The sequence below is a fragment of the Sphingobium sp. YR768 genome (genome assembly GCF_900111125.1).
In the GTDB taxonomy this organism is placed as follows: domain Bacteria; phylum Pseudomonadota; class Alphaproteobacteria; order Sphingomonadales; family Sphingomonadaceae; genus Sphingobium.
Genome location: NZ_FOGE01000002.1, coordinates 341,984 through 355,917, shown reverse-complemented (window position 1 = coordinate 355,917; position 13,934 = coordinate 341,984). Strand labels below are relative to the sequence as shown.

Here is a 13,934-nt window from a genome sequence, read left to right as displayed (position 1 = left end):
GCCGGGCAGGATGATCCGATGCGCATAGCGGTTCTTTCCGATATTCATGGCAATCTTATTGCGTTGAATGCCGTTCTGGCGGACATCGCCGCGCGCGCTGTCGACCGGATCGTCAATCTGGGGGATATCCTGTCGGGTCCGCTTTGGCCCTGCGAGACGGCGGATCGGCTGATGGCATTGGAATTGCCGACGATCCGGGGCAATCATGAGCGGCAATTGCTGACTCAGAGCAGGGAGGCGATGGGCCTGTCCGATCGCTACACCGCGTCGGTGCTGGAGCCCCGGCATCGCGACTGGATCGCCAGCCTGCCCGACAGCCTGTGGATCGCGCCGGACGCGCTGATGGTGCATGGCGCGCCGGGCGATGACCTGTGTTACTGGCTGGAAAGTCTGGAGGGCGGACAGGTGCGCGCCGCGAAGGCCGAAGAGGTCGAGACGCGGGCAGGGGGCGTGGATGCGCCGCTGATCCTGTGCGGCCATACGCATATTCCGCGCATTCACCAGCGGCCGGGCGGTGGTCTGATCGTCAATCCCGGCAGCGTCGGCCTGCCGGCCTATGGCGACGATCATCCCGTGCCGCACAAGGTGGAGACGGGTTCGCCGCATGCGCGCTATGCCATTGTCGAACGGGTGGGCGATGAATGGCAGGCGGAATTGATCGCCATCGACTATGATTGGGAGACGGCGGCGCAGGCGGCGGATTTGCGCGATCGGCCTGATTGGGCCGTCGCCCTGCGAACGGGGCGCGTCTAAGCGCATTGCGCCGCCAGTCTGGCCGTCTATATCGGCCCCATGGACAGCGTGACCCAGATTCCGCCCGAAAAGGCTCCGTCCCCTTTTTCCATTCCGGTTTTTCGCGGTATCTGGACCGCGAGCCTTGCGTCCAACTTCGGTGGCCTGATCCAGTCAGTCGGCGCAGCGTGGATGATGACGTCGTTGTCCGCTTCGCCGGTGCTGATTGCGCTGGTGCCGGCGGCGACGACGCTGCCGATCATGCTGCTCTCTTTATGGGCTGGGGCGGTGGCCGATAATCTCGATCGGCGCAAGGTGATGATCCTCTGCCAGTCGGCGATGCTGCTGACGTCGGCGCTGCTGGCGGCGGCGGCCTGGGCCGGGCTGATCACGCCCTGGCTGCTGTTGGGCTTCACCTTTGCATTGGGCTGCGCCACCGCCATTAACGGGCCGGCCTGGCAGGCTTCGGTGGGGGATATGGTGCCGCGGACGATATTGCCCAGCGCGGTGGCGATGAACTCCATGGGCTTCAATCTGGCGCGGAGCGTCGGGCCGGCGCTGGGCGGCGTGATCGTGGCGGCGGCAGGGGCGGCAGCCGCGTTCCTGGTTAATGCGCTCAGCTATGTCGGCCTGTTGGTCGTGCTGGCGCGCTGGCGACCGGACCTGCCGCCCAAGCTGCTGCCGCGCGAACGGCTGGGCGTGGCGATGGTGGCGGGCGTGGGCTATGTCGCCGCCTCGCCCAAGATCAAGCTGGTGCTGCTGCGCGCAGGCGCCTTCGGTATCGGCGCGGCCGCCGTGTCGGCGTTGATGCCGCTGGTCGCGCGCGATCTGCTGGGCGGCGGGGCGCTGACATTTGGTGTGACCAGCGGTGCGTTCGGCATCGGGGCGGTGATGGGCGCGCTGTCCAGCCGGACGCTGCGCGCGCGTTTTTCGATCGAGACGATCGTGCGGTCCGCCGCGCTGACTTTGGCGCTGGGGACGGCGCTGACGGCGGCAAGCCCCTGGCTGGCGCTGGCGATCCTGGGCTATATGCTGGCGGGCGCTGGCTGGGTGCTGGCGCTGTCGACCTTCAACGTGTCGGTGCAGATGTCGGCGCCTCGCTGGGTCGTCGCGCGCGCCGTCGCGCTGTATCAGATGATCGCCTTTGGCGGGATGGCGGGCGGCGCCTGGCTGTTCGGCTGGATATCGGAACATCATGGCGTCGTCGTCGGCCTCTATGCGGCCGCGTCGACGCAATTTGTGGCGGCGATGCTGGGTTTCTGGCGGCCGCTGCCGCAGGTGGGCGACGATAATCTGGACCCGCGCGGCGATTGGCATGAGCCCGATACGATCATCCCGATCGAGCCGCGCAGCGGGCCGGTGGTCATCACCATCGAATATCATATTCCACCCGGTTCGATCGTGCCGTTCCTGACGGCGATGAGCGAGCGTCGCCGCATCCGTCGGCGCGATGGCGCGCATGGCTGGCAATTGCTGCGCGATCTGGGCGAGCCCGACCTTTGGGTCGAGCGATATCATGTGTCGACCTGGCTGGATTATGTGCGCCATAATCAGCGGCGCACCGTGGCCGACATCGCCAATAGCGAGGCGATTGCCGCGCTGCATGCCGGGCCCGACGCGCCGGTCGTGCATCGGCGGCTGGAACGGCAGACCGGATCGCTGCCGATCAGTCGCGCGCCCGATGCCCGCGAGATGAGCGATGCAATGACCGACCCGACCCGGTCGAGTTGAGGGCCAATCGACATTCAGCCCTGACGGGCTGCAAATGGCGAATTTCCGCGCTTCCGGTGCTCACGTACTTTTAGTGCGCTCCGCTCCGGGTCGCGAAAATCTACCATTTTCGCTCCGTCACCATCTTAATGTCTATCGGCGCTTATCAGTCGGGCGTTACCGATTTCCGGCCGGTCAGGTCTTCGGGCGTGTCGATATCGTGCAGGATGGCGCCGGTCGTTTCGATCTGAAGGCCGTGGCTGAGCAGCGCCCGCGCCCCCTGATCCCCCTTTAACGCCAGCAATTCCGGGAAATGCTTGCGCCCGATGAAGGCGGGGGGCGAGGAGGAGAAACTGTCGGTGCTGGCCACGACGGAACGTATGTCCTCCGCGGCTAGACAGATGCGGTTATAATGACTGGGCGGCACATCCGGCATGTCGGCCAGGCAGATGAGGATGCCGCGGATCTTTTCATCGGGCAGGACATGTTCGACTGCGCGGACGATGCTGCTCGATATGCCGTCTTCGGGTCGGTCATTGACCAGGATCGTATAGCCGCGCCGGTCGAGTTTGCGATGGAGGACCGGCGCGAATTCGATCGGCCGCACCACGGCGATCAGTTCGGCAAAGGCCATGGAGGCGACGGTTTCCAGCGTATGCGCCGCCACCGGCTTTCCCCGCAGGTCAGCCATCAACTTGTCTTCCTCACCGAACCGGGATGAGGTGCCGGCTGCCAATAGGACGGCAGCGATTTTTTCTGTGCGCATGAATATCTTACGGCGTGACTTATGGTTGTGGCGATCCCTGTGGGAGCGATGTGCCACCGGAGCGATCTTGTGTCCAGTCACCCCGAAAGGGCTGGCCATCGCTGGGGGGAGACGCCATATGCGGACCAATTGATGGAAGGAGCGCCTGTTCATGGCATGTGAACTCGAAGCCGAAAGCGTCGGCGTAAGCAAGGAACTGGTCCCGGCGGAGGTCCAGGATGCGATCCGCACGCTGATCCGCTGGTCCGGCGATGCTCCCGAACGCGAAGGGCTGCTGGAAACGCCCGAGCGCGTCGCGCGGGCGTGGAAGGAATATTGCCGTGGCTATGGCGACGATCCGGCCTATCATCTGTCGCGCATCTTCCATGAGGTGGGCGGCTATGACGATGTCGTGCTGCTGAAGGATATTCCGTTCCAGTCGCATTGCGAACATCATATGGCGCCGATCGTGGGGAAGGCGCATATTGCCTATCTGCCCGGCCAATATGTGGTCGGCATTTCCAAGCTGGCCCGCGTGCTCCATGCCTTCGCCAACCGGTTGCAGGTGCAGGAAAGGCTGACGTCGGAAGTCGCCAACTGCATTCAGGAGCATCTGAAGCCCCAGGGCGTGGCCGTGGTGATCGAGGCGACCCATGGCTGCATGACCGGGCGCGGCGTGCGGACGCCCAATGTCATCATGAAGACCAGCCGGATGCTGGGCGTGTTCCGCGACGATGAAAAGTCGCGGGAGGAAGTGCTGAAGCTCATCGCTTCATGAGCGACGAGGCAGAACCTGCCTATCGGCCGCTGGGCAAGGCGCGGAGCGATGCGGCACCGGTGGGCGCGCCGCTCGCGCCCAAGCGGCTGGCGCTGGTCACGGGCGGGCATCGGCGGCTGGGCGGCATCATCGCCGCGACGCTGGCGAAGGCGGGGCATTCGCTCGCCATTCACGGCAGCCATGACACGCGGCTCGATTCCCATCTGGCGATGACGCTGGAGGCGGAAAAGACCGAGTGGGAGGGGTTCGTCGTCGATTTCGCCGACCCCGAAGGGGCGGAGGAACTGGTTGCGAAGGTCGCCGAGCGCTTTGGTCGTCCGCCCGACATATTGGTGAACAGCGCCGCCCTTTTCGGGCAGGACCGGCTGGAAACGGTGACGGCGGATGACCTGATGCGCCATTATGCGGTCAATTGCGCGGCGCCGACGATGTTGACCAAGGCCTTCGCCACGATCCCGGCAGGTGTCGGGGACCGATGCATCGTCAACATATTGGACCAGCGGATCGACCACCCCCATGCCGACCAGTTCGCCTATACCCTGTCCAAGCTGGCGCTGGCGGGGCTGACGCGGACCAGTGCGACCAGTCTGGCGCCACATGTGCGGGTCAATGCGGTCGCGCCGGGACTGACGATTGCGACGCCCGATTATGACGCGGCGCAGATGGAGCGGCTGGGCGAGATGATGCCGCTCGCTCGCCTGCCGCAGGCGGAGGAGATTGCGCAGGCTGTGCTGTATCTGACCAATGCGACCGCTATGACCGGCCAGACCCTCTATGTCGATGGCGGCGCGCATCTGAAAAGCTATGATCGCGATTTCATGCATTTGTGCCGATAGGCGCGGCAGTTTTACGCGCTGGATGGGGGCTGGCGCAGCGTCGCCGACGCCCATAGAGCGGTTGCCAACGGATAAAGGGAGATGGCTATGACCTATGAAACGATCCTGGTCGAACAGCGCGACGCGGTGACGCTGATCACGCTCAACCGGCCGCAGGCGCTGAACGCGCTCAACAGTCAGGTGCTCAAGGATCTGAGCGCCGCCTTTGCCGCCTATGACGCCGATCCGGGGCAGCGCTGCGCGGTGCTGACGGGCAGCGGGGAGAAGGCCTTCGCGGCGGGCGCCGACATCAAGGAAATGGTGGAGAAGGACGCGGCCGACTTCTTCCTTCAGGATTTCTTTTCGGGATGGCAGACGGGCGTGGTCGCGACCCGCAAGCCGTGGATCGCGGCGGTGCAGGGCTTCGCGCTGGGCGGCGGTTGCGAACTGGCGATGATGGCCGATTTCATCCTGGCGGGTGACACGGCAAAGTTCGGCCAGCCGGAAATCAAGCTGGGCGTGGCGCCGGGCATGGGCGGATCGCAGCGCCTGACCCGCGCGGTGGGCAAGGCCAAGGCGATGGAAATGTGCCTGACCGGCCGGATGATGGATGCCGCCGAAGCCGAGCGGGCCGGGCTGGTGAGCCGGGTGGTGCCGGCGGCGGAATTGCTGGACGAGGCGATCAAGACGGCTGCCAGTATCGCCGCGATGCCGCCCATGGCCAGCATGATCAACAAGGAACTGGTCAATGTCGCGTTCGAGACGGGGCTGGCGCAGGGCATCCTCACCGAACGCCGCCTGTTCCAGATACTGACCGCGACGGAAGACAAGAAGGAAGGCATGACCGCCTTTGTCGAAAAGCGGCCGGGCGTCTGGAAGGGGCGCTAAGCCTCTCATAATATTTTGATTATCTCGCCACGGACTGAGAAATTCTCATTGGTCCGTGGCGGAGTTGCCCGGCACTCTCGTTTCACAAGAAAACGCGAATAGTCACGGGGAGAGGCGCACCGCCCGGTGCGACCTGTCTGCCGTCGCGTTGTGAAAAAGGGAGCCTTTGAATGTCCGTATCCTCGTCCATCCGTCTTTCCGCGCGCGCCGCGCTGCTGCTGGCTTGCGCCTGTGGCGCGCTGAGCACCGCCTATGCGCAGGAGGCCGCTGAAGGCGACGACAGCAGCATCACCGTAACCGGCCGCCGCATCTCGCTGTCAGCTGAGGCGATCGGTCAGGACAAGGTGACGAACACCGTGGGCATCACGCGCGACGCCCTGTTGTCCGCGCCGTCGGGCATTTCGGGCCTGAAGATGCTGGAGCAGTTGCCCGGCTTCAACGTGCAGACGGACGGGCCGCTCGGCCTCTACGAGTTCGGCAACAGCGTTCAGAGCCGCGCCTTCAATCTGGATCAGATCGGCTTCATCGTCGACGGCATTCCTACCGGCCGCAGCGATGCCTTTGGCGGCAGCCCGGTGTTCCGCTATGTCGACAATGAAAATCTGGGTCGCGTGGAAGCATCGGTCGGTGCGGGCGACGTTGGCCTGCCCAGCTATTCCTCCCTTGGTCCGGTCATCAGCTATAATAGCATCGAGCCGCAGGACCAGATGGGTCTGTTCGTGTCGCAGAGCTTTGGCGACAATGATCTGAAGCGCACTTTCATCCGGGTGAATACGGGCAAGATCGGTCCGTTCAAGGCCTATGTCAGCCGTACGAAGCTGGACAGTGACCTGTGGCGCGGCGAAGGGTCTGTGGACCGCGAACATTGGGAAGCGCAGCTTCATGCCGATCTGGGCGGCGATAGCTGGGCGCGGTTCAAATTCGTGTCGAACGACTTTTTCGACTATGACTCGCCCACGCTGACGCGGGCGCAGTATAATTCGGCCACTCCGATTTTCTACGGCAGCGGCACGGGTCGCGACATCGGCTACATCGTTGCGCCGCCCAACACGACGCCCGGTTTCGCACCCACCGCGGCTGGCGTGGCTTATTCGAATTCGGCCTATATCAACAGCTACAACCTCGCCATCAACGTTCGCAAGGACAAGCTCTATGGCGGCACCGTCCATCTGGGCGTGGCGGATAATGCCTGGTTCGAAACGACCGCCTATTGGGAAGACAAGGGCGGTTATGGCGTGTCGCCGGACAGCTATGCCAACAGCCTTGCCATTTATACCGGGCAATCGGCCATCGGCCTGCCGGTCAATGCGCCGCGCGGGACGCAGTTCGGTCGCTCTGGCGTTGGCGGCAACCGTTATGGCATCACGGGCAAGTTCCATATCGATATCGGCAATCACAGCATCGAGGCAGGGGCCTGGGCCGAGCTTGACCAATATCATCGCACGCAGGCCCGCTACAACACGACGGATGGTTCGCCTGCCAGCCCGGCCGATCTGGATTCGCTGGTGTTCCTGCGGCGCGATTATCGCAGCGAACGCAACATCACACAGGCCTTCCTGAAGGACACGGCCAAGTTCCTTGACGACAGGCTGATCGTCGACGTCGGCTTCAAGGCGCTGTCGATGGACTATCATTATTTCGGCTATCGCGACTATGCCGACTATTATCGCAATATCGGGACAACCGCCGCGCCCAACTATGTGGCTGGCTGGGGTCAGCATGGTGCTTCAGCCAATTATACGGATGGCTTCCTGCCGATGGCGGGCCTGATCTACAAGCTGGATGGCCGGTCGCAGGTCTTCGCCTCCTATGCGGAAAATACCGCTCTGCCCAAGGGGCTGGACGATATCTATTCCGTCGTGCCTTCGACGGGTGTGGTCGCGCCCAAGCCGCAGGCGGAAAGGTCTAAGAATTTCGAGCTGGGCATTCGCACCAACCAGTCGGAATTCTACGGCGCGCTGGCGCTGTACTACACCAAGTTTGATAACCGCATCGCCGCAACGGCCGTCCCGCTGGCGGGCAGCACCGTGCTGGAATCGGTCTATACCAATGTCGGTGGCGTGAAGGCCTATGGCGCCGAATTTACCGGCACCTACAAGCCGGCCTTCCTGCATGGCCTGGCCTATTTCAATCTCAACGCCACCTACAACCATGCCAAGTTCCAGGACGACTTGCCCAATGGCACGCAACTGGCCGGCAAATATCTGCCCGACAGCGCCAAGTGGATCGTGAACGGGGGCGTGACGATCGAACCTGCCAGCTGGCTGGTCGCCAATTTCAGCGGCAAATATACTAGCAAGCGTTGGTCGACGCTGGTCAATACGGCGGGATCGAGCGTGCCGGGATTCACCATCTTCAGCGCCTATGTCGACATTGGCGATGGCATCACCCTGGGCCCGGTCAAGGGTGTGAAGGCGCGGTTCAATCTGGACAATGTGTTCGACAAGGATACGCTCTCCTATATCTCGCCGGTGGTTTCGGGCGACGGCAATTTCCGTCCCCAGTCGCCGCGCACCTTCCAGTTCACGATCTCGGGTGAAATTTGATGCGGACTGTTTTGATGATGGGGGCAGCGATCGTCGCGCTGCTCCCGCTGACCGCGCAAGCGGAGGCGCCGGTTGTGACCAAGCAGGTCTATCAACTGCACCAGAAGCTGATCACGCTCGACAGCCATCTCGATACGCCGGCTTCGCTCGATCTGCCGGGCTGGTCGATCGAGGAGGAGCATGGTGTCCATAGCGACTTCACTCAGGTCGATCTGCCTCGGATGAAGAAGGGCGGTCTGGATGGCGGTTTCTGGGCGATCTACACGGGGCAGGGGCCGCTGACGATCGAGGGGTTCCGCAAGGCGCGCGACTTTGCGATCCTGCGCGGGCTTTCGATCCGCAACATGGTGGCGGCGGACCCGGCGAATTTCACGCTGGCGCTGGAAGCGAAGGACGCCGCGCCGATCGCGGCGTCGGGCAAGCACATCGTCTATATGTCGATCGAGAATGCCTATCCGCTGGGCGAGGACGTGTCGCTGATCAAGACCTTCTACGACATGGGCGTGCGGGTTTCGGGCTTTGCCCATTTCGCGCATAACCAGTTTGCCGACAGTTCGACCGATCCGTCGAAGAAGCCGCGCTATGGCGGGCTTAGCCCGCTGGGCAAGGAATTGCTGAAGGAGATGAACCGGCTGGGCATCGTGCCCGATGCGTCGCACAGCAGCGATCAGGTTCTGGACGATCTGCTGGCGCTTTCCACCACGCCGGTGCTGCTGACCCATTCGGGGTGCAAGGCGGTCTATGACCATCCCCGCAATATCGATGACGAGCATCTGAAAGCGCTGGCGGCCAAGGGCGGGGTCATCCAGATGAACGCCTATGGCAGCTATCTGCGCGCGTCCAAGCCCAATCCGGAGCGGCAGAAGGCGCTGATGGCGCTCTATGGCCAGATGCGGGAGGATGCCAAGCTGTCGCCGGAGAAGAGGGCCGAACTGCTGGCCCAGCGGCAGGAGATCGACAAGCTCTATCCCGATACCGACCGGCCGACCTTCGACGATTTCATGGCGCATATGCTGCATGCGCTGAAGGTCGTTGGGCCGGAACATGTCGGCATCGGGCTGGACTGGGACGGCGGCGGTGGCGTGGTCGGCCTGGAAGATGTGGTCGACCTGCCCAAGATTACCGCTGCGCTGCTGAAGGCGGGTTACACGCAGGCCGATCTGGAGAAGATCTGGTCCGGCAATGTGCTGCGTGTGCTGGCTGCGGCGGAGGCGGGCAAGGGGAAGTAGGGCGATCCGTGCTCCTGCGAAAGCAGGAGCCCAGATTTGCCGGGTGGGGACTTGCCGCCCTGGGCTCCTGCTTTCGCAGGAGCACGGGAAAGGGGTTATTTTCCTTCCAGCATCTCGATCATCAGGGAGAAGTCGCGGGTGGCTTCGCCCTGATTGGCGAGGAGCTGGTAGAGGGATTCTGCGGCATTGCCCATGGGCACGGAGGCGCCGACCAGCGCGGCGGCTTCGGTCGCGAGTTTCAGATCCTTCAGCATCAGGCCGACGGCAAAGCCGCCCTGATAGCCATTGTCGGACGGTGACTGCGGACCGACGCCGGGGACGGGGCAATAGCTGGTCATCGACCAGCTCTGGCCCGACGATACGCTGCTGATATCGTAGAAGGTCTGCGGATCGAGGCCGAGCTTTCTGGCCATGGCGAAAGTTTCGCAGGTGGCGACCATGGTGGCGCCCAGCAGCATATTGTTGCAGATCTTGGCCGCCTGACCATTGCCCGCGCCGCCGGCATGGATCACCGCCCGGCCCATGGCGCTGAGGATCGGCTTGGCGCTGGCGAAGGCGGCGTCGGTGCCGCCGACCATGAAGGTGAGCGTGCCGCCATTGGCCGCCGCGATGCCGCCCGAAACCGGGGCGTCGACCATCTCGAAACCCTTGGCGACGGCCGCCTCGATCACGCGGCGGGCGGTGGCGACGTCTATGGTGGAGCAGTCGAGGAAGAGCGCGCCGGGCTTTGCCGCGCCGAAGACTTCATTGGCATAGACGCTTTCGACATGCTTGCCGGCGGGGAGCATCGTGACCACCGCGTCGGCGCCGGCGACTGCATCGGCGGCGCTGGCGGCGCGGACCGCGCCATGGCTTTGCGCCTTGGCCAGCGCCTCTTCCGACAGGTCGAAGGCGCGCACGGCATAGCCATTCTTGAGCAGATTGGCGGCCATGCCGCCGCCCATATTGCCAAGGCCGATGAAGGCGATCGTCTGGGTCATGACTCTATTCTCTCCCGCTTAACTTCGCATATTTCCCGTGAATTATGACATTTTATTGCGTGGTCCTGATCCTATCGGAAAGGCGGGGAAGCTGTGCCGAGCATAGCCCTCACCCGCCAAATAGGACAGGTCAGCCCATCCCCGGCTCCACGCCCGGTAGCGGGGTCCATTGTTTCTCCGGTGGCAGGGGCGCGAAGATCGCGTCGATCATCGCGTCGCTGGTGTCCTTCAGCGTGGCCGGGGACCAGAGGGGGGCATTATCCTTGTCGAAGATCACCGCGCGCACGCCCTCGACAAAATCGGGTCGGCGGATGATCGCGCAGGCAAGGCCATATTCCATCGCCATATTGTCGGCGAAGCTGGCCTTGTTCGCGCCCTCGACCAGTTGGCGCAGCGCGACCTTGATCGTCTGGGGGGATTTGGTGGCGAGCACGGCCAGTTGTTTTGTCGCCCATTCTCCGCCATCGGCTTTCAGCGCGGTGATGATGTCCTCGGCCCGGTCAGAGGCGAAGAGGCGATCGATCTCGGCGCGATGGGCTTCCAGCTTCGAGGGGGGCGGCGTCTGCGCATTTTCGTCCAATATGTCGCCCAGACCCAGCGGATCGGCGAGGATGCGAGCCTTGATCGCGTCCAGCCTGTCGGAGGCGATATAGTGGGTGGCGATGCCGATCGCTGCGCAATCCGACCCGTCGATGCGCGATCCGGTTGCCGCCAGCCAGGCCCCGACCCGGCCGGGCAGGCGCGGCAGAAACCAGCCGCCGCCCACATCGGGGAACAGGCCGATGCCGGTTTCGGGCATGGCGAAGGTCGTGCGTTCGGTGGCGACGCGGAAGCGGGCGGGCAGCGATATGCCGACCCCGCCACCCATGACGATCCCGTCAATGAAGGCGACGATCGGCTTGGGGTAGACGAACAGCAGATGGTTCATCCGATATTCGACATGGAAGAAGCGTTCCGCCTCGACGCAGTCGGCCTTTGCGCTATTGGCGATCAGGGCGATGTCGCCGCCGGCGCAGAAGCCGCGCGAAAGTTTGGGATCGCCGTCGGCGGCGGGCAGATGGTCGATCATGACCGCGATGACGCTGTCATCCTGCGCCCAGCCAAGCAGCGCGTCGTTGATCGCTTCGCACATGACCGGCGTGAGGGCATGGATCGCCTTTGGCCGGTTGAGGCGGATGCGGCCGACACCGTTTTCGATTGTGGTCAGGACTTGGTCGGTCATATCAACTCCGTTCGGGCTGAGTTTGTCGAAGCCTCCGCCTGAGCGGAGCGAAGGCCTCACTTCGTTCGGCAGAGCCCTTCGACAGGCTCAGGGCGAACGGATTACTAAATCATCCGCGCAACATGTCCCGCGCGACGATCATGCGCATCACCTGATTGGTGCCTTCCAGGATGGAGTGCACGCGCAGGTCGCGCCAGAAGCGTTCGATGGGATAGTCCATCAGATAGCCATAGCCGCCATGGAGTTGCAGCGCGCGGTCGACCACGGATGATCCGGTGTCGGTGGCGAAACGCTTAGCCATGGCGGCGAAGCGGGTCTTGTCCGGTGCGTTTTCCGTCACCTTGACGGCGGCGGCATAGAGCAGGGTGCGGGCGGCCTCCAGTTCGGTCTGCATGTCGGCCAGCGTGAACTGGGTGTTCTGGAAGTCCGCGATGGACTGGCCGAACTGTTTGCGATCCTTGGTATAGGTGACGCTTTCGTCGATGCAGCGTTGCGCGCCGCCCAGCGAGCAGGCGCCGATATTGAGGCGGCCGCCGTCCAGACCCATCATCGCGATGCGGAAGCCTTCGCCCTCCGCCCCGACCAGATTTTCGACCGGCACGCGGACGCCGTCGAAATTGACCTGCGCGGTGGGTTGCGAATGCCAGCCGAGTTTGCGTTCCTGCGCACCGAAGCTGACGCCTTGCATGTCCTTTTCGATGACGAGGCAGCTAATGCCCTTGGGGCCGTCCTCACCGGTACGGAGCATGACGACATAAAGGTCATTCTCGCCGCCGCCGGAGATGAATTGTTTGGAGCCGGTGACGACATAATGATCGCCCTCGGAGTCACTGGCCCTGACCGCCTTCGTCTTCAGCGCGGCGGCGTCCGACCCTGCGCCCGCTTCGGTCAGGCAGTAGCTCGCCATGCGGGTCATGGGGACGAGATCGGGGAGATATTTGTCCTTGAGCGCTTGGCTGCCGAAACGGTCGATCATCCAGGCGCTCATATTATGGATCGAGATGAAGGCGCTGGTCGAGGGGCAGCCATAGGCCATTGCCTCCATGATCAGCGCCGCTTCCAGTCGGCCAAGGCCGATGCCGCCTGCTTCTTCCGACACATAAATCCCGCCGAAGCCCAGTTCCGCCGCCGCGCGGATGGTGTCGCGGGGGAAGATATGCTTTTCATCCCACTCGCCGGCATGCGGCGTGATCGCGTCGGCGGTGAAGCGCTGCGCCATTTCCTGGATCGCCCGCTGATCGTCGGTCAGGTCGAATTGGGTCATGCTCTCCTTCCGTCCTGCCGCGCGACAGGATCTGTATCTTGCCTCTCTCTTAGCAATCTAGCGATATTGCCAGCAATGGGGAAGTTGTGCATGAACGCGCTGCAAATTTGCAGGATGGGCCGATGTTCGACTGGGACGATCTGCGGGTGTTTCTGGCGGTGGCGCGGGCGCGCAAGGTGGCGCCGGCGGCGCGGACGCTGGGGATCGACGCCACGACGATCGCGCGGCGGCTGGCGCGGCTGGAAAAGGCGCTGGAGGCCGACCTGTTCGAAATGGCCGGGGGCGAGCGGGCGCTGACGCCGCGCGGGCAGGCGCTGCTGCGCCATGCGGAGGGCGTGGAAAGCGCGGCGCTGGCGGCGATGGAGGAAGTGCAGGGGCAGGAGCATCGCTTAAGCGGACAGGTGCGGCTGTCGGTCGCGGAGGGCTTTGGCGCCTGGGTGCTGGCGCCGGGCATGGGGGATTTCAACCGGCGGCATCCGGGCATAAGGCTGGACCTGATCACCGCTTCGGGCTTTCTCAATCCGTCGAACCGGGAAGCGGACATGGCGGTGATGCTGGCGCGGCCGCAGCGCGGGCGGCTGACGGTGCGGCGATTGGGCGATTATCGGCTGCACCTTTATGCCTCGCCCGCCTATCTGGAGCGGGTCGGGCGGCCGGGCAAGCCCGCCGATCTGCGCGATTGCACGCTGATCGGCTATGTGCCGGAGTTCATCTTCTCGCCCGAACTGGATTATCTGGACGAGGTGGAGGCCGGGCTGGAGGCGCATCTGCGATCGACCAGCATCATCATGCAGCATCGGATGATCGTGCAGGGCGCGGGGATCGGCGTGTTGCCGGACTTTATCGGGCGGCGCGACCCTGGGCTGATGCCGCTGATGACCGACAAGGTGGAGATCGTCCGCAGTTTCTGGCTGGTGATGCAGGATGATATGCGGCGGCTGGCGCGGATCGGCGCGGTGGCCGATTGGCTCAAGGAAAGGGTCGACACATTATCCGGTTTGCGCGATTTCCAGGACGCCGGATGA

General features: G+C 63.7%; 12 protein-coding genes. 8 read left to right on the top strand and 4 right to left on the bottom strand.

Features of this window, described 5'->3' with window-relative positions; genetic code table 11:
• The first annotated feature begins 18 nt into the window (after positions 1-18).
• A complete protein-coding gene (locus BMX92_RS04085) occupies positions 19-753 on the top strand; it encodes a metallophosphoesterase family protein (protein ID WP_093012632.1) in 735 nt (244 codons plus the stop codon).
• Positions 754-792: 39 nt separating this feature from the next.
• Positions 793-2,463: an MFS transporter gene (locus tag BMX92_RS04080; RefSeq protein ID WP_093012250.1), complete on the top strand. Its 1,671-nt coding sequence runs from the start codon at positions 793-795 to the stop codon at positions 2,461-2,463.
• A gap of 145 nt (positions 2,464-2,608) precedes the next feature.
• Here the strand turns inward: BMX92_RS04080 and BMX92_RS04075 are convergent, their stop codons facing one another.
• On the bottom strand, positions 2,609-3,208 hold the full coding sequence (locus BMX92_RS04075; protein ID WP_093012247.1) for a nucleotidyltransferase family protein: 600 nt from the start codon (positions 3,206-3,208) through the stop codon (positions 2,609-2,611).
• Positions 3,209-3,359: 151 nt separating this feature from the next.
• On the opposite strand from BMX92_RS04075, the gene folE reads away from it, so the two are divergent.
• The 5 genes from folE to BMX92_RS04050 all read left to right on the top strand — a co-directional run bounded on the left by folE (position 3,360) and on the right by BMX92_RS04050 (position 9,443).
• On the top strand, positions 3,360-3,965 hold the full coding sequence (folE, locus tag BMX92_RS04070; protein WP_093012244.1) for a GTP cyclohydrolase I FolE: 606 nt from the start codon (positions 3,360-3,362) through the stop codon (positions 3,963-3,965).
• A complete protein-coding gene (locus BMX92_RS04065; RefSeq protein ID WP_093012241.1) occupies positions 3,962-4,801 on the top strand; it encodes an SDR family oxidoreductase in 840 nt (279 codons plus the stop codon). The genes folE and BMX92_RS04065 overlap by 4 nt, the downstream gene beginning before the upstream one ends.
• A gap of 87 nt (positions 4,802-4,888) precedes the next feature.
• Complete coding sequence (locus BMX92_RS04060) at positions 4,889-5,668, top strand: enoyl-CoA hydratase-related protein (protein ID WP_093012238.1); 780 nt, start codon at positions 4,889-4,891, stop codon at positions 5,666-5,668.
• A gap of 170 nt (positions 5,669-5,838) precedes the next feature.
• A complete protein-coding gene (locus tag BMX92_RS04055) occupies positions 5,839-8,214 on the top strand; it encodes a TonB-dependent receptor (RefSeq protein ID WP_093012235.1) in 2,376 nt (791 codons plus the stop codon).
• Complete coding sequence (locus BMX92_RS04050) at positions 8,214-9,443, top strand: dipeptidase (RefSeq protein WP_093012232.1); 1,230 nt, start codon at positions 8,214-8,216, stop codon at positions 9,441-9,443. Before BMX92_RS04055 ends, BMX92_RS04050 begins: the two co-directional genes overlap by 1 nt.
• Positions 9,444-9,538: 95 nt before the next feature.
• Here the strand turns inward: BMX92_RS04050 and mmsB are convergent, their stop codons facing one another.
• The 3 genes from mmsB to BMX92_RS04035 all read right to left on the bottom strand — a co-directional run bounded on the left by mmsB (position 9,539) and on the right by BMX92_RS04035 (position 12,909).
• Entirely contained in the window at positions 9,539-10,423 is an 885-nt protein-coding gene (gene mmsB / locus BMX92_RS04045) for a 3-hydroxyisobutyrate dehydrogenase (protein WP_093012227.1), read from the bottom strand.
• A 130-nt stretch (positions 10,424-10,553) separates the two neighbouring features.
• On the bottom strand, positions 10,554-11,645 hold the full coding sequence (locus tag BMX92_RS04040; protein ID WP_093012224.1) for an enoyl-CoA hydratase/isomerase family protein: 1,092 nt from the start codon (positions 11,643-11,645) through the stop codon (positions 10,554-10,556).
• A 109-nt stretch (positions 11,646-11,754) separates the two neighbouring features.
• Entirely contained in the window at positions 11,755-12,909 is a 1,155-nt protein-coding gene (locus BMX92_RS04035; RefSeq protein WP_093012221.1) for an acyl-CoA dehydrogenase family protein, read from the bottom strand.
• Positions 12,910-13,031: 122 nt separating this feature from the next.
• On the opposite strand from BMX92_RS04035, the gene BMX92_RS04030 reads away from it, so the two are divergent.
• Entirely contained in the window at positions 13,032-13,934 is a 903-nt protein-coding gene (locus BMX92_RS04030) for a LysR family transcriptional regulator (RefSeq protein ID WP_093012629.1), read from the top strand.